At 45.8% G+C, this 16,121-nt stretch carries 13 protein-coding genes; 4 read left to right on the forward strand and 9 right to left on the reverse strand.

Annotation, left to right across the window (positions count from 1 at the left end):
* From GO620_RS02265 to GO620_RS02275, 3 genes are all read right to left on the reverse strand, one after another.
* Positions 1-3,360, reverse strand: a complete 3,360-nt coding sequence (locus tag GO620_RS02265; RefSeq protein ID WP_157522512.1) for a SusC/RagA family TonB-linked outer membrane protein — start codon at positions 3,358-3,360, stop codon at positions 1-3.
* A 74-nt stretch (positions 3,361-3,434) separates the two neighbouring features.
* On the reverse strand, positions 3,435-4,574 hold the full coding sequence (locus GO620_RS02270) for a sialidase family protein (RefSeq protein WP_157522509.1): 1,140 nt from the start codon (positions 4,572-4,574) through the stop codon (positions 3,435-3,437).
* An 87-nt stretch (positions 4,575-4,661) separates the two neighbouring features.
* The gene (locus GO620_RS02275) at positions 4,662-5,363 is read right to left on the reverse strand and encodes a FadR/GntR family transcriptional regulator (RefSeq protein WP_157522506.1); all 702 of its coding nucleotides are present in this window, start codon (positions 5,361-5,363) and stop codon (positions 4,662-4,664) included.
* A gap of 252 nt (positions 5,364-5,615) precedes the next feature.
* Here GO620_RS02275 and GO620_RS02280 point away from each other — a divergent pair, with 252 nt between their 5' ends.
* The 4 genes from GO620_RS02280 to GO620_RS02295 are packed head-to-tail and all read left to right on the forward strand — an operon-like array spanning position 5,616 to position 9,920.
* Positions 5,616-6,521, forward strand: a complete 906-nt coding sequence (locus GO620_RS02280) for an alpha/beta hydrolase (protein WP_157522501.1) — start codon at positions 5,616-5,618, stop codon at positions 6,519-6,521.
* A gap of 54 nt (positions 6,522-6,575) precedes the next feature.
* A complete protein-coding gene (locus tag GO620_RS02285; RefSeq protein WP_198173465.1) occupies positions 6,576-7,850 on the forward strand; it encodes a sialidase family protein in 1,275 nt (424 codons plus the stop codon).
* Positions 7,826-8,788, forward strand: a complete 963-nt coding sequence (locus GO620_RS02290) for a D-2-hydroxyacid dehydrogenase (protein WP_157522495.1) — start codon at positions 7,826-7,828, stop codon at positions 8,786-8,788. The genes GO620_RS02285 and GO620_RS02290 overlap by 25 nt, the downstream gene beginning before the upstream one ends.
* Before the next feature lies 1 nt (position 8,789).
* Positions 8,790-9,920 (forward strand): mandelate racemase/muconate lactonizing enzyme family protein, encoded by a 1,131-nt coding sequence (locus GO620_RS02295; protein ID WP_157522492.1) that lies wholly within the window; start codon positions 8,790-8,792, stop codon positions 9,918-9,920.
* Here GO620_RS02295 and GO620_RS02300 read toward each other — a convergent pair.
* The 6 genes from GO620_RS02300 to GO620_RS02325 form a co-directional block, all read right to left on the reverse strand.
* On the reverse strand, positions 9,905-10,891 hold the full coding sequence (locus GO620_RS02300; RefSeq protein WP_157522489.1) for an ROK family protein: 987 nt from the start codon (positions 10,889-10,891) through the stop codon (positions 9,905-9,907). The genes GO620_RS02295 and GO620_RS02300 overlap by 16 nt on opposite strands.
* Before the next feature lies 1 nt (position 10,892).
* Positions 10,893-11,756 carry a sugar phosphate isomerase/epimerase family protein gene (locus GO620_RS02305; RefSeq protein ID WP_157522486.1) on the reverse strand — a complete coding sequence of 288 codons (864 nt, stop codon included), beginning with the start codon at positions 11,754-11,756 and terminating at the stop codon, positions 10,893-10,895.
* A gap of 3 nt (positions 11,757-11,759) precedes the next feature.
* Entirely contained in the window at positions 11,760-13,484 is a 1,725-nt protein-coding gene (locus GO620_RS02310; RefSeq protein ID WP_157522483.1) for a GMC oxidoreductase, read from the reverse strand.
* Positions 13,485-13,487: 3 nt separating this feature from the next.
* A complete protein-coding gene (locus GO620_RS02315) occupies positions 13,488-14,186 on the reverse strand; it encodes a 6-phosphogluconolactonase (RefSeq protein WP_157522480.1) in 699 nt (232 codons plus the stop codon).
* Positions 14,183-15,367 (reverse strand): Gfo/Idh/MocA family protein, encoded by a 1,185-nt coding sequence (locus GO620_RS02320; protein ID WP_157522477.1) that lies wholly within the window; start codon positions 15,365-15,367, stop codon positions 14,183-14,185. Before GO620_RS02320 ends, GO620_RS02315 begins: the two co-directional genes overlap by 4 nt.
* 166 nt (positions 15,368-15,533) lie before the next feature.
* On the reverse strand, positions 15,534-16,118 hold the full coding sequence (locus tag GO620_RS02325; RefSeq protein ID WP_157522474.1) for a DUF1543 domain-containing protein: 585 nt from the start codon (positions 16,116-16,118) through the stop codon (positions 15,534-15,536).
* Between the last annotated feature and the right edge of the window lie 3 nt (positions 16,119-16,121).

Here is a 16,121-nt window from a genome sequence, read left to right on the forward strand (position 1 = left end):
TTAAAATCTTAATGAAGCGCCTAATGTGTACTGACGTGGACGGGGATAACCTCCCGGATCGAAACCTGTGAACGTCTCAGGGTTCAGACCTTTATAAGCTGTAAGGTAACCTAGGTTGGTACCGCTAACAAACACTGTTAAACCAGTTGAATGGATCTTGGCCAATAATGACTTAGGCAGATCATAGCTTAGGTATAACTCGCGAAATGCAAGGAAATCTCCCTTGGTGATCATGGTTGATACGTCTGATCCGTATGCACTACCTGTACCCACATCTGAAGCGGCCTGGCGGATATAGTTCTTTTGACCAAAGTCGGCATCGGCAAAAGAGAAACGCGCATATTTCTTGCCTTCGTCTCCCGGTTTTTGCCAGATGTCTGGTCCAAGCGCTTCAACTGGCGCACCCTCGTTATAAGCACGGCCCTGGCCAAGTTCGCGGCCCAAATTACCATTGCTGATCACGTTACCCAGTGAGAAATCCATGTTGAACCTAAGCGTAAAGCTTTTATAGGTGAAAGTATTCTGCATACCGCCAGTTACGTTAGGTGTCTTGTAGCCCTGGAACACCAAGTCGCGGTTATCTATGATACCATCGCCGTTAACGTCTTTAAACTGGTAGTCGCCTGCGCGTTTACCGATTGTTTGTCCGGGGATGGATGCGATCTGATCTTTGTGAGTAGCATTCCATGCGGCAGCTTCTGCATCGGTAGAAAATACTTTCTCTACCTGCCATGCATAATAGCCAAACGGGCGCTCGCCTTCGGCAAGGCCACCTACTTCTATATCTTTACCTGTATTAGGATCTGCAATAATGCCACCACCCTGGCGGTTTAACGCGCGGCCGTTATACGGTAACGAGATGATCTTTTGCTTGTTAAGCGCGTAAGAGAAGTTGGTCCTCCAGTTGAAATTGCCAATACGTAACACGTTTGCCTGCAACTCAATCTCAATACCTTTATTTTGTAAGGTACCGTTGTTAAATACGATTGAAGAGAACGGTGATTCTGCCGGAAGTGGTTTAGTATCCAGGCGGTCCTTAGTTAATTTGTTGTAATAGTCAACAGTCAGGAAGATACGGTCTTTAAAGAAACCTGCATCAAACGCGATATCTGTTGTCTGGGTCGTTTCCCATTTAAGATTCGGATTCGACAAGTTGTTACGCTGGATGCCCGATAACTGATCGTATACAACGGCGGTGTAGTTACCGTAAGTATCGGTCAAACTTATATCACTTGAACCTGCTGTACCCCAGCTTCCGCGTAGTTTAAATGTACTAACCGGATTATTGGTGCCCCAGAAGGCTTCCTTGTACACGTTCCAGCCTACTGAAGCAGATGGGAAGGTTGCATATTTATTATTCGGTGCAAAGTTTGAGAAACCATCCCTGCGTACTACAGCATTGAATAAATATTTGGCCTTGTAGTCATATTGTAACTGGCCGATAAAGCTGGCTGATTTGTTTATGCTTTGCAAAGATTTGAACGCTGTTACGTTAGTAACAGTTACACCATTTACGGTAGTGACTGAAGGCTCATTAATAGTGGTGATATAATCTGTTGAACCGCGTTGAGAGCCGATATCAGAATAAGTGCCGGTGTTTTTAATGTATTGGAAAGCACCTAACACCATAAAGTGGTGGTTTTCTTTGATGGTACGGTCATACTGCAAAACCTGATCTATCATGATCTGCCTTGCAATGTTGGTACTATCTACCTTTAAACGCTGGGTTGGAAATTGAATAGGATCGGGAAATGCTTTTCTTGAAAACTGGCTGTTAAAGTCGGTCATCAGGTAAGACACTGCTGGGCGGTAGTGTAACCCTTTTACAATGTTCCAGTCAAGGTCCACTTTAGATACAACACGCTCCGTAGTAATGTCGTTTGTATCATAAGCAAGCGTATGGAAGCGGTTGCGCGCCGTCAAAACTTCGCCGGTGGTTGGTGTACCATCGTCTTTAAATATTCTGATCAATGGCGTTAAGCGCGTTGCACGCACCAGTTCATTGGTATACGCGTTGGCATAATTAGGGTTTAGGTTTTGATAGTTTAAAGAAACGTTAACCTGTAAATTGTTAGTTGCTTTAAAGCTAAAATTTCCTAAAGCACTGTACCTCTTATAGTTAGTACCAACAAATGTACCGGCTTGATTGATGTAGTTAAAGCCGATGTTGTAAGCAGCAGTTTGGTTACCGCCATCGATACCGAAATTGTAGTTATTGGTAGTACCGGTGTTCCACAACAAGTCTTGATAGTGGTTATCTGCAAAAATGAGTTTAGTACCCGGATTGATCGGGTCGTCCATAGTTTCATAACCGTTTGCTAACAGGTTATTTACATAATCCTGTCCTTCAACTGCAACCAGGTTGTCATACAAACCAGTGGTATATGTGCTTGTACCAAACTGGCCTTTAGCGGTAAACACTTTGGTACCGGCAGAAAAACCCGCGTTATTTAATAATGTATTCTTATCCAGCGGATCTGATGTGTTCTTTACCGTGGTACGCGCAAGCGTTAAATAATCGCGGGCGCTTAAGTAGTTCAACTTTCCGGTGGGGACTTCCCTGTTCATCCGGTAGTTAAAAGTAATGTTCGCTTTACCCGAGCCAAACTTGCCGCTCTTTGTTTTAACCACGATAACACCATTTGCACCACGCGCACCATATGGAGCGGTCGATGCTGCGTCTTTCATTACCTGTAATGACTCGATATCATCGGGATTAAGATCGTTAAGTGTTCTGTAAACACCGTCTATAACTACCAGCGGGCTTGAGCCATCTGCTGTTTGGTAGTTGTTACCGTTAGCGTTACCTATACCTGTACCATATACGTTTGTTTTCGAACCTCCACGGATAACAATGTTCGCAGGTGCATCGCCCGGCTGGCCGGTTGACAACGGTATGGACACACCGGCAATTTTACCCTGTATTGCAGCCAGAGGGCTTGAGTTTGCCGTGTTTACCAATTGCTTGGTATCTAATTTAGCCACCGAAGCCGTGTTCTTATCGCGGGTTTGGGTTGAGTAACCTACTACAACTAACTCTGTAAGTGATTTGGCACTTGGAGCAAGGTTTACGTTAAGGTTTGCCTTACCGTTTACAGGCAAAGTGGTAGTTTCAAAGCCTACATAAGAGAATGTAAGTTTTGCCCCTGTTGCCGGCACTTTAATGGTGTACTTACCATTAATGTCTGTAACTGTGCCCGATGTTGTGCCTTCTACACGCACACTTACACCCGGTAAGGTTTCATTGCGGGTAGCATCGTTAACGATACCCGTAACCGTTACAGTTTGCGCGTAAAGCTGCAGCCTGCCAAAGAGCAAGCAGCAAACTGTAAGTAATAAAATTGGTAATCTTCTTTTCATAATTTAATTAATTGGTAGTTATGTACTACATATTTAGGTTTAAAAAGGTGCTATTCGTTTATGGGGTTATTGGTCTATTTTAAAAGGTCATTTAGGTCGACGGTCATCCAGGCGACACCTTCGTACGGCTTGGTGGCACCCGCTTCGTAAAGGCAGCCTACCTGGTTGTTGTTTACAGCGATATCTGAGTACGCGGCCGGGCCGGGATAGATCACCCTACTTGCAGCCCAAGTTTTACCGTAGTCTTTACTCAGGCGCAATGTCAAATCGGCACGTTTTGTCTGGCTTGCCGGATTGCTGAAAAGTAAAACGGTCTTTTTATTGGTCATTGTGTAATTAAGCAAACTTCCCTGGCAAATTGGTTCAGTTAAGGTTGAGTCTACCTGCAGGGGCGCCCATGTATTGCCGCCATCTTTGCTGGTAGTTACTTTGCGTGCATGGTCTACACGGCCGCTGTTGCGCATGTTAAGCATCAGGTTGCCCTTTTTTATCTCTGCCACTGTTGTTTCGTTGGCTTTGTCGAAAGGTGTGTTTTGGCCCAAATGCCATGTAGCGCCATGATCATCAGAATAAATGATGTGCGCAAAGTTCTGATTTGTTGCCTTCTCGATATGGTTTACCGGCACAACCAGCCTGCCTTTATATTTGCCGGTTGATATTTGCACGCCGTGGCAAGGGCCGGTTGCGTACCATGTCCAGTCGGGCATTTTAACATCTGGAGTGATCTCCCTCGCTGCCGACCATGTTTTACCAACGTCACCTGATGATAGAACAAATGCCCTGCGTGTATTTTGACTGGTGCCGGCAACTATTTCCTTTTCGTGATCTGTGCCCAGGTTCCAGGTAGATATCAGCCAGATCTTTCCTGTTGCTTTGTCCTCTATTGGGACAGGGTTGCCGCAAGTATTGGTAGAGTCGTTCCAAACTATTTGCATGTCGCCCCAGGTTTTGCCACCATCTGTAGAACGGCGAACAACCAGATCAATATCGCCCGAGTCGCCGCAGTTATTCTTACGCGCTTCTGCAAATGCCAATAAAGTACCGTTAGCTGTGGATAGCAATGCCGGTATACGGAAACATGCATAACCGTTATCGCCCGGCTTGTATAAATAATTAAGCTGTGGAAGCTGCGCGTCCTGCGATTGGGCTTTTTGAAAAAAGAAAACGCATACCAATAGAACAGTCAGCCTGTTTATCAGGGTAAAAAATCTCATAATAACTACAATTGGTTTTTCGGTTTTAGGTAACCGATGAAGCAAATGTATATATTAAGTTATTATGTAGTACATAAAAAATTAAATTTATTTTTTCAGCTGTTCAAGTTTATCAAAATGCGGCTTTAAATGCGCGTGCATCCCCATTCTAAATTTTTCTTTGTCGCCGCCTTTGAGCAGGTCTACCAGATCTTTATGTGATACCGTGCCCGATATGAGCTCTTTTTCCAGCTTTAATACATAACCAAAAATAGGCAGCAGCATATTTTGAAAACGCTTTAACGTATCGTTACCGGCGATCTCATAAAGCTTGCCATGAAAGGCAATTTCATTTTTGATCCTGAAAGTCTGGCTGTCAGTAACTTCTGCCTCTACTATCAGATCGAGTTGTTTAAGGTGCTCAGGAGTAATGTTGATGAATAATACATCGGCCAAACCCATTTCTAAAACCAAACGCAGTTCAAAAAGGTCTTGCAGGGTTTCTTCGGTAATGATAAGCGGATCTAACACTCTTTCGAACGCCCCAAGTATATCCGGGCTGGCCAGTATCATCCCACGTTTTTTTCGCGACTCTATCATGCCAAGCATCCGCAGCCTGCTCAACGCCTCGCGCACTACATTGCGGCTTACACCCAGCGCCTCTGCCAGTTCAAGCTCTTTTGGCAAAGCATCGCCTGGCTTAAAAGATTTCTTTTTGAAGTAATCCCTCAGGCGCGATTCGACCACATCGGCCATGGTATCTGACGACACCCGGCCAAGGTCTTTGTTTAACTGTATTTGTTTGGACATAGATTTGGCTGAACTTCAGGAAATTCAAAGGTGCTATAAATTTTATGTTCTACAAAAGAATATATTGTAATTTATACACTTAGGCACGTTTTAGATGCCTTTAAAATATAAACGCTTGTTAAACTACAAATCAGGCAATTAACACAAGATGCAATCTGCGCTTGAACTTAAATGTGACATCGATGAAAACAAATATATCTTTATGTTGGACATAAAAACAAATTACTACATTTGGTCACCAATTATAACATTATGAAAAAATTTATGGCCGTTGCAGCACTGGTGGCTATAACCGTTGCTGCGTCTGCACAGACGGTGATTCCCCTTTATAAGAAAGTACCCAACTCAAAAAAATCTGATGTGCAGGAGAAGAGCGACAGCACCTCTGCCCGCGGCAAAGTGAGTAATGTAGTGAACCCTACCATTACAGCCTATCTGCCCGAAAAAGATAAAGCCAACGGCACTGCAGTGGTCATCTGCCCGGGAGGCGGATACTCTTATTTGGTAGTGAATGGAGAAGGTAAAGACATTGCCCAGCAGTTTGTAAAAAACGGCATAGCCGCGTTTGTGCTTAAATACCGTTTGCCAAGCGACGCCATTATGGAAAATCGAGAGATCGGCCCGTTGCAGGATGCCCAGCAAGCCATTAAAATTGTTCGCGAGCGTGCCGCCGAATGGAATATTGATACCGCAAAAGTTGGCATCGCCGGCTTTTCGGCTGGTGGGCACCTTGCATCGACTCTTTCTACACACTATAAAAAGGCTGTTATCGAGAATAATAACAATACCAACCTAAGGCCCAGCTTCTCAATTTTGGTTTACCCTGTAATAACTTTTCAGGACAGCATCTTACATAAGGGATCTAAAAAGGCTTTGATAGGCGAAAACGCTTCGGTGGAAAAAGTAAGAGAGTATTCAAATGAAATGCAGGTTACGCCAAACACCCCGATGGCATTTCTGGTGCATTGCACAGATGATAAAGTTGTGCCTGTTGTGAACAGCGTGAATTATTACCTGGCCCTGCACAAAAACAACGTCAGAGCCGAACTGCATGTATACGAAACCGGAGGACATGGGTTTGGCTTGAATAACAAAACCACCACCGACCAATGGTTTGACCGCTGCCTGAACTGGATGCGTGTCAACAAGTTATTGTAACTCCATTAGAAACCTCAATTACCTACTAATTTAATCATGCTAAATTTTCAACTAATGAGAAATACCGGCTGTTTAAAAGCACTTTGCGGCGTCACGGCGATCATTTGCATTGTTGCGGGCTTAAGTTTTACAGTGCATGCTAAAACTGGAATAAAGGGTGATAAACCTCAAAGATCGTCAAGGATAAAAGATAAAGCTGACGTCGCATTTTCTGACACTGCGTTGCTTTTCGAACCCGTGCGCGATGGTTACACCATGTATCACGTGCCATCGATGACTATTACCGCAAAAGGAACCATTCTTGCATTTGCCGAAGGCCGTTTTGGGCAGGGTAAGGACTGGGATGACATTGACCTGGTGATGCGACGCAGCACAGACGGCGGCAAAACCTGGCAACCGCGTGTGGTGATCATCCCTCACAGCACCGGAAAGCCAACCAGTAATATCACGCCAATAGCAGACAAAGATGGTACAGTGCACCTGCTATTCCAGATCAATTATCAAAATGCATTCTATTTGCAGTCCAAGGATGAGGGTAAGACCTGGACCAAACCTGTGGACATAACTTATGTATATAACGAGTTTAAATCGCAGTATCCATGGCAGGTGCTGGCACCCGGACCAGGCCACGCAATCCAATTGGCAAACGGTAGGCTGTTGGTGCCTACATGGCTATGTGTTCCTAATAAAAAGATTCCGGGTGGTGACCACCGCCCAAGTTGCGTGGCGACTATTTATAGTGATGACCATGGCAAGACCTGGCATCGCGGAGATATCATCGTCAATAACGGCGACCTCTCTGCCGACGGAAAAGATACCATTGTCAACCCTAATGAGTCTGTTGTGGTGCAGCTGTCAGACGGTCGGGTGATGATGAATACCCGAAATGAAAATATGGTTAACCGAAGGCTGATATTCTATAGTAATGATGGCGCGACAGGATGGTCTAAGCCGGTTTTTGATCAGGACTTGTATGATCCCGTTTGCATGGCCAGTATGGTGAAAATAAGTAGTGATAAATCTGCTGTTAAACCAATAATATTCGTTAACGCCGACAGCCGCAATGATGCACGTTCAACCAAAAAAGGGCGCCCTGTTTTCAAACCCCGGGAAAATATTACGGCAAGGGCAAGTTTTGATAACGGTAAAACATGGCCTGTATTTAAACCGCTTTTTACAGGCGGTTCGGGTTATTCTGATTTGGCGACGGACAAAAGCGGCTTGATCTATTGTATTTATGAAAAACGCGACGGTGACCCGAATGTATGGAGATACAGAATAGTGATGCAACGTTTTAATTTAGCATGGCTAAAAGAGAAACAGCAATGATCATCTACATAGACACCCCATTTAAAGAAGAGCAGAAAACGTTGCTTCGCAGCACTTTGAAAGCAGATGAACTGATCTTTAAAGATGAATTACCGTCTGACGATGAGCGTCTATCGTCATTGTTAAAGGCTGACATTTTATTAGGTAACCCAAAACCTGTTGACTGGCTGCAGCAAGCGCAAAATTTAAAATGGTTGCAATTATATTCTACAGGTTTTGAATATTACAGTGGTGTAAAAATTCCGGCTGTAGTAACGAATATGAAGGCTTACTATGCACAGCCTTGCGCCGAGACCATAGTTGCCGGCATTATGGCGCTTTACCGTGGCATAGATAAGTACGACACCTTAAAATCTCAAGGACGATGGGTTGGCTATCAGGCGCGTGAGAAGTTACAGCTGCTTTTCCAGAAAAAAGTGATCATACTTGGTGCAGGGGGTATCGCAAAGCATCTTGGAAATATCTTAAGCGGCTTCGATTGCGGGGTGACTTTTTTTGCACGCTCTGCCGGGGAGGCGACATTACACACTATCGAAGACTTGGAAAAAGCTATTCCTGATGCCGACATCATCATCGGAACCTTGCCCGGTACAAAAGAAACAGCAGGTTTATTTACTACTGCAATGATAAATAAAATGAATGCAGATGCGCTTTTTTGCAACATAGGCCGGGGCAACCTTGTTGAAGATGAGGCGGTGCTGATCGATGCATTGATAACCGGCAAAATTGGCGGCGCTGTGTTAGATGTGACCGCACGAGAGCCGATACCAGAAGGGCATCCGCTATGGGATTGCCCCAACACAATTCTTACTCAACATTCGGGAGGGGGGAGCACAACTGAATACGACGGAATTGCCGCTTTTTTCCTGGAGAACCTGGAACGCTTCAAACAGGGGAATAGGCTTAAAAATGTAGTTGATTTAGCTAAAGGTTATTAGGATGAAAATCACCGAGATCACTACCCGTATAGTACGCCGCTCGTCTGACTTGTGGTATGCACCGAATAAAGTTCCGGCAGGATACACGCCTTATTTTGATTTCCCACTCACCACAATTCATACCGACGAAGGCATAGAAGGTTATACGATGGATTACTGCCCGCTGGGGCAGGGCAGGGCATCTGTCATCGCCGTTCATGATATATTTTACCACTTACTTGTCGGCAAAGACCCTATTTTGCATGAAGCCATCTGGCAGGATTTTAAGCGCATGCAGCGGCATTTGTACAATTTCAGGGAGGCTATTTGGGGTAACCTGGACGTAGCGCTTTGGGACATAAAAGGAAAATTCTGCAACCTGCCCATAGCAGATCTTTTAGGCCGGGTACGCAACAAGGTCCCTGCTTATTCAAGCTGCCCGCCTCAGACCATAGAGACCGTTGAGGCTGTTGAGAAACAAGTAAAGCTAAAAATGGGGCAAGGTTTCAAAGGCATAAAATTGCAATTGCTTGGTGGATCTAAACTGGATATACCGCGCCTGCAAAAGGCCCGGGAAATAGCGGGGGATGATTATCCGTTGATGCTTGATTCATCGGCCACACTAAGTTTCGAAGTTGCACTTAAAATAGGCTATGTACTTGACGATTTGAAATACGAGTGGTTTGAAGAACCATTCCCAGACGCGCAAATATTGCAGCTAAAAAAACTTGCGCAAGCCATACGCACGCCGATACTTGCCGCGGAAACTGTTGGCTTGTTTGAATTGCCGCATTATATGATAGACGGAGCGATTGACATTATACGCGGCGATGTACACCACAAAAGCGGAATCACCGGCGCGATGAAAGCTATAGCCATGTGCGAAATGATGGGTTTTGAATTTGAGATACATACCGCCGCTGCGCCGTTGCTTGACGTGGCAAACCTGCATGTGGCTTGCGCTACCACGCTTACCAGATTTGTTGAATCGCATCATCCAATGTTTCGTTTCGGTATTAAGAATGATCCGCTCGAAATAAAAGAAGATGGTTGCCAGCACTGCCCAACCGGTGCGGGCTTAGGCGTGGAGATAGATTGGGACTGGATAGATAACCATACCGTGGAGGCACTAACCGGTTACGGCTGTAAATAATTGCCGTAACTAACCGGGTTGCAAATCAGCAGCGGCAAAATGTGGGTTGTGCTCACTTCTGCAGCAGCAAGCGCCCAGCGTAGCGCGCCGTAGACAGGGGCGCTTTTGATAACAAACATCTTGAAATCGTTTCGGCCTGTAAGTTTTTGCAGCCACTCATTGAAGCCGGGCGGTAAACCAAATTGCTTTATAACTCCTCCGCCAAATATCAGGTTGACGTGATCGGGTTTATTTAACTTTTTAATCAGGCACCAGGCAGTTCGGGCCAATTCTTCTGCCGCCCTGTTGATTACCTTTGCGGCTCCGGGGCAGCCTTCATGATAAGCATCGTAAATTTCCTTTAAGAAGTAGCCGCGCTGCTTGTTTGTGGTAAACTTATTAAAGATGTTAAATGCCAATGAGTCTGCGTCTGTTGCTTCGAAATAAGCTAACGCTTTTTGTGTAAGTATCGCATATTCTTCTCCCCGGCCTAGCAGCGAGGCGCAAGCCAAATGGATGCCATACTCTGCCTGGTGAATGCCTGATCCCCACTCGCCCGACAGATATTCGTAACCAGGTGTTTTACAGAAATAATTGCCCTTCGCTGCAAGACCTATCACCCCGGTGCCACAGGAAATTACCACACATGCGCCGTTAACGTCTTTTGCAGATTTGAGGGTAGAGAATACGTCATTCTCGTAAATGATCTTATCGATCGAAATATTGTTGACCCGTATGGCTTCTTCGATCACGCGCTGCTGCTTCTCCTGATCAGGTTTAAAATCCCATCCTGCAACTGTAAACACGGCAACAGCTACTTCAGAATTCGCGATAGGAGCAAGAAGGGCGTTCATCTCTTGCTGCGCATTTTCAAGGATGTAATACGTACCGCCCGAAGTGTGCACGTTCAAAAGTTCGCCATCGGTATTGGCCACCGCCATCTGCGTTTTTGTTGCGCCGCCATCAACCCCTATGATCAATTTTGACGACATGTTAAACCAGGCGCAGATTTTTCATGTAGCGGGCATTAATAGCTGCGCTTTGCAAGGGTGTTTCATGGAAGTACCTGGATTGCTCTACAAAGAAATGAGCCATGCCGTTTTTCCTGGCAATGTTTAAAAGGTGGGGGTAATTGATGATTCCCTGCCCCAAATCACAGGCAGACTCATCTTTACTGCCGGCCAGTAACCGATGTTTCAAAACATCGCGCATGTGGCAAAGCGTAAAGCGGTCCTTATATTTTGTAAGATAATGCTGGGGGTTTTGTCCTTCTGTAACTGTGTAATAGAAATCCATTTGGTAGTACACCAGGTCCTTATCAGTGTTCTCGAGCAGAACATCGATCGGCAATTGCCCGTCTATTTTTTTGTAAGGATAGTCATGCGGATGATAGCCATAACGCAAGCCGTGCTTTTTACAGATCTCGCCTTTTATATTAAACTCATCCGCAATGCGTTTGAAGTCATCTATAGATTTTTGCGGGCCTTTCCACGGGCAGATCAAATACTTCATGCCGATCTGTGCAGCCAAAGCCACCTGCTTTTCAAAAGCCATGTCGCTGTCGTTGTAGTGCGAGGATATCAGCGTCAAGCCATTATCTGCAGCTAATTTCTTAAAATCGGTGTTAGGCATGCCCCAGAAGATGCCTTTGTTGCCACCGTAGCTTTCAATTTCGGTATAGCCCATTTTACCCAGTTTTGCCAGGGTGCCCGGCGCGTCCTTCTCCATTTCATCGCGCACCATGTATAGCTGTATGCCATAGTTTTTGATCCGGGCAGGTACCCGGTCCAACAGTTTTGCTGCCGGCAGGCTCAATGCCAATAAGCCACTACTATTAATAAAACTTCTCCGGTCCATATATTAGAGGTTGCCTGATTTTAATTGATCTGCCGCGTAATTTGCTGCCCTTGCAGAAAATGCCATGTATAAAATTGAGGGGCTTTGGTTCCCGGTGCTGGTCATGCAGGCACCATCTGTTACAAATACGTTTTTGCAAAGGTGCAGCTGGTTATGCGCGTTCAGCATAGAAGTTTTAGGGTCATGGCCCATTCGGCAGCCGCCCATTTCATGGATATCCAGGCCCGGGGCCTGTTTGCTGTCGCGGGCGGTAATATCCCTTAGCCCGGCTACGCGCAGCATCTCGGCGCTTTGCGTCAAAAAGTCCTTAACCATTTTTTCGTCGTTATCGTCATAGGCAACAGAAGTTATCAATTGCGGTATTCCCCATGGATCTTTTTTATCAGGGCTTAACCTTACATGGTTACTTTCTTTAGGGATGGTTTCGCCTTGCATGTACATGCCTGCCCGCCATGGGCCCGGCTCTGCAAGCGCATCCTTATAATCGCCGCCAAGCCCCTCGGGCACCTCCGTTTTTTCAAGCGCTTGACGGGTAGCCCAAACAAAGGTGAGATAGCCGCCCAGGAAATCTGTGTCTTGTTTTTTTAAGTTGCGATAGTTGGCAATGATAGGGTTTACCGGGTTGCGTCCATAAATGTAGGTGTCTTTAAAGCCATCATAAGTGCCGCCAACGCTGGCGCGATAGTTATGAAACGCGATGTACTTTCCAAGCACGCCGCTATCGTTACCCAAGCCATTTTCAAACCTGTTTGATTTTGAGTTAAGCAGTATAAGATTAGTATTGAGACATGCACTGTTCAGGAAGATCACTTTAGCATAATAGTCCCGCGACTCATGCGTCAACGCGTCGATGACCCTTACGCCAGTTGCCCTTTGTTTACTTTCATCGTAAATGATAGAATGTACCACCGAATGTGGACGGATGGTTAAATTGCCCGTCCTCTTAGCCCAGGGTAGCGTGGCAGATATCGAGCTAAAATAACCACCGAACGGACAGCCCCTGGTACACATATCACGGGCCTGGCATTTGCCGCGCCCTTGCGCCAAATGGATTGGCTGTGGATCTGTCAATTGGGCCCACCGGCCGCGCACCATGTGACGGTCGGGGTAGTGCTCACTTATTTTACGCTGTATCTCGGCCTCCAGTCGGCTGTATTCGTATGGTTTAAGATATTCACCGTCGGGTATCATATCCAAGCCATCCTTGCCGCCGCTAATGCCTGCAAATTTCTCTACGTGCGAATACCACGGCGCAATGTCGGCATATCTTATCGGCCAGTCTACAGCGTAGCTATAACGCTGGGGTGCTGTAAATTCATAATCGCTCCAACGCTGGCAGGCGCGCCCCCAGGTGATAGACTTGCCGCCTACCTGATAGCCGCGTATCCAGTCGAAGGGTTTTTCTTGTACATAAGGATGTTCTGCATCTTTTACGAAGAAGTGTTGCGCATCTTCGCCAAAGGCGTAACACTTGCTGATGACAGGGTTGTCGTCGCGCACTTTTTGCGGTTCTGTAGTGCGATGCGCAAACTCCCAGGGCGCCATGGTTGCAGTTGGATAATCTTTTAAGTGCTCCACATTACGGCCACGCTCTAACACCAGTGTTTTTAAACCGCGCTCGCAAAGCTCTTTTGCAGACCAGCCGCCGCTAATGCCCGATCCCACCACAATGGCATCATAAGTATGTCCGGCAGTTCCTTTCCCGGTTATGATGTTTACGTCTGTCATAAATTATTTTTCGCAGTAATAGCAGTAAGCATTGTTGTGCAGGTAAAGAAAAGACGCAGGCAAATTCGTGCTGATCTCTGCGATTCTGAGGCGCTCCATAATTTCTTTTTTACTGGCACCATGCACCACCAGAATAATGGTTTTTGATCTTAATATGTCAGCCAGGCCGAGTGTGTACCCGTGCGATAAGGTCACCGGCACATCAACCAAAGAACTATGATTTAGCGATTCATTTGAAAGTTTGGATAACCGCACGGCTGGATCTAGCGTTTCTGCCGGCTCATTAAAAGCCACGTGGCCATTGAGGCCAAGGCCTAAAAAACAAACATCTATCGGGCCATTGCTTTGCAAGAAATCAGCTATGCGTTTGCATTCTGCCGGGCCATCTGCCGCCTGGCTGTCAAAGCCGATGTATCGCTCTTCAGAGATCTGCAGCGGCGTCAGAACGTTCTCCCGTAAATAGTATTCGCATGAGGCAGGATGAGCCATAGGCATACCTGCCCATTCATCAAGCTTTATCACTTTTAATTGAGACGAATCAATATCATCTGTCTTGCCTGCTAATTTCTGATAAATGCCGGTGGATGAGCTACCTGTTGCCAGGCACAGCAAAGAATCTTTTTTTGTTTCGATCTGTTTCCGCAAGACGTTCAGTCCTGCTTCGTTCAGTTCTTCAACAGTGTTAAATTCTACGATCTTCATATATCCCTTCTAACTACTTCGCCTGTTTTTTTATCCTTTAAGATGATCTTCTTTTCGCCATTCGGCAGTACTTCTTCTTTGATCAGATAATACTGATCATCATAGCTTGCTGCCTCGGCTTTGTCTGTCGTATCTGTATCGCCGCGCCAGTCATCCAGTTGCACAGGTTCCCAAATACCGGATTTTGCCGACTTGTAAGCGGCGTCGATAATGGCATTCACTACATAGCCGTCGTAAAAAGTTTCCTGCGGCTGCGAGCCGTTTTCTATACAATCGAACATCTCTGTAAACATGTGGTTGTACCCTAACTCGTGTACCTCGTCACCTACAGGGAATAGCCAACCCTTATTGGTTTCGGCCTTTTCTGCAACATACCCACCTTTGCCGGTGCTAAAAACATCAAAACCCGTACGCAGAAAGTTGTTCACCCAAATAGTGCCTTCAGTACCCATAACCTCGTCGCGCAGGTCCATACCGCCCCTAAAGCACCAGCTTACTTCAAACTGGCCTATGGCGCCGTTAGCGTACTTCACCATACCTATGGCGTTATCTTCGGCATCAATTGGGTGTACTTGTGTTGCTGCCCAGCACATTACTTCTACCGGTTTTATATTCTTACCAATAAAATTGCGGGCTATCTCTATACAATGGCAGCCCAGGTCGACAATGGCGCCGCCGCCTGATTTATTTTTATCCCAAAACCAATCGCTGTGAGGGCCGGGGTGCGCTTCGCGCGATTTTGCCCAAAGGATGCGGCCTAAACCACCACTTTGCACGGTTTGCAGCGATTTTAAAAATTTAGGTGTGTAACACAAGTCTTCCAGGTAACCGCCCATAACACCGGCTTCTTCTACCAGCTGCAGCATCCTTTTAGCTTCCTCGCCGCTGCGGCCAAGAGGCTTGGTACATAGCACATGCTTGCCGGCTTTAGCACATGCCTCAACAGCGGGCAAATGCAACTCGTTCGATAAAGCGATCACTACAACATCAACATCGGGATGGTTAACGGCTTCTTCCAAATTGTCGGTATGATGGGTAACGTTGTAATCATTTGCGAATATCTGCGCACGGTCTGCACTGCGCGAATACACCATAGTGAGTTTATCTCTTCTGCGCTGGCCTGCTAAAGCGTCGGCATAGAAACGCGCAATAAACCCCGAACCAAGCATTGCTATGTTCATAGAATTGAAGTTTTAGTAGTAAAGAAAATATTTAGGTGGTTTATGCAAGTATAAGCTAAGGAGAGTACAAATACTAACGCACAAATGAAGAAAGAAAATAAATATGCCTCTGTAAGAAATGTTTTACAGAGTAACGGAAAGGATAATTATTTAGAAAGCGACCAGGCTAACATTCGCCCATTTCTACCTGCTTCATTTTAAAGTAGCCAAGATGAATTATGTCTTCGACACCATCTTCAGTTTCGCGAAGGATGATGTCAAACTCTTGTTTAAACTTCGGACTTAAAATGTCTTCGATGCGGTAAACGTCATCTACGTCTACACCATATTTTTCGTCGATGTGTGAATGAGCCCCTTTAACCGAATTTGTTTTATAGAAAGCAGTTTTCAAGGCATCTTTTACAGCAGGTATCCTGTCATCCTGAACGGTAAGCATAATATAATGCTGTTCTTCTAGTTTGCCCGAAGTATAGCCGCCCAGGTTGATAAAAAACAGGCGCTTTCCGGCCGTAATAGGTGTGTCGCTTTTGGGCGCAATTTCTACAGAATGGCCGTCAACATAAGTAACCTCGCGCCAGCCGTCAATATGCAAGCTGTTGCCCGATTCGGGCCAGAAGGCCTTAAAATCTTCTACCAGGTCCTTCAGACATGCGGCGATGCCAAAAAAATAATCATGCTGCTCTACGTTACGCTCGGGCGCTTTTGATCCAAGCAGCACCATAAATAGTTTTAACTGTGGCAAATTTTCCATAGC

This window comes from Mucilaginibacter ginkgonis (assembly GCF_009754905.2).
GTDB lineage: Bacteria > Bacteroidota > Bacteroidia > Sphingobacteriales > Sphingobacteriaceae > Mucilaginibacter > Mucilaginibacter ginkgonis.

Excerpts from the sequence above, each read along its gene's own strand:
- GO620_RS02325 (WP_157522474.1), bottom strand. The coding sequence starts at position 16,118 with ATGGAAAATTTGCCACAGTTAAAACTATTTATGGTGCTGCTTGGATCA.
- GO620_RS02275 (WP_157522506.1), bottom strand. The coding sequence starts at position 5,363 with ATGTCCAAACAAATACAGTTAAACAAAGACCTTGGCCGGGTGTCGTCA.
- GO620_RS02270 (WP_157522509.1), bottom strand. The coding sequence starts at position 4,574 with ATGAGATTTTTTACCCTGATAAACAGGCTGACTGTTCTATTGGTATGC.
- GO620_RS02295 (WP_157522492.1), top strand. The coding sequence starts at position 8,790 with ATGAAAATCACCGAGATCACTACCCGTATAGTACGCCGCTCGTCTGAC.
- GO620_RS02315 (WP_157522480.1), bottom strand. The coding sequence starts at position 14,186 with ATGAAGATCGTAGAATTTAACACTGTTGAAGAACTGAACGAAGCAGGA.
- GO620_RS02280 (WP_157522501.1), top strand. The coding sequence starts at position 5,616 with ATGAAAAAATTTATGGCCGTTGCAGCACTGGTGGCTATAACCGTTGCT.
- GO620_RS02320 (WP_157522477.1), bottom strand. The coding sequence starts at position 15,367 with ATGAACATAGCAATGCTTGGTTCGGGGTTTATTGCGCGTTTCTATGCC.
- GO620_RS02290 (WP_157522495.1), top strand. The coding sequence starts at position 7,826 with ATGGCTAAAAGAGAAACAGCAATGATCATCTACATAGACACCCCATTT.
- GO620_RS02285 (WP_198173465.1), top strand. The coding sequence starts at position 6,576 with ATGAGAAATACCGGCTGTTTAAAAGCACTTTGCGGCGTCACGGCGATC.
- GO620_RS02265 (WP_157522512.1), bottom strand. The coding sequence starts at position 3,360 with ATGAAAAGAAGATTACCAATTTTATTACTTACAGTTTGCTGCTTGCTC.
- GO620_RS02310 (WP_157522483.1), bottom strand. The coding sequence starts at position 13,484 with ATGACAGACGTAAACATCATAACCGGGAAAGGAACTGCCGGACATACT.
- GO620_RS02300 (WP_157522489.1), bottom strand. The coding sequence starts at position 10,891 with ATGTCGTCAAAATTGATCATAGGGGTTGATGGCGGCGCAACAAAAACG.
- GO620_RS02305 (WP_157522486.1), bottom strand. The coding sequence starts at position 11,756 with ATGGACCGGAGAAGTTTTATTAATAGTAGTGGCTTATTGGCATTGAGC.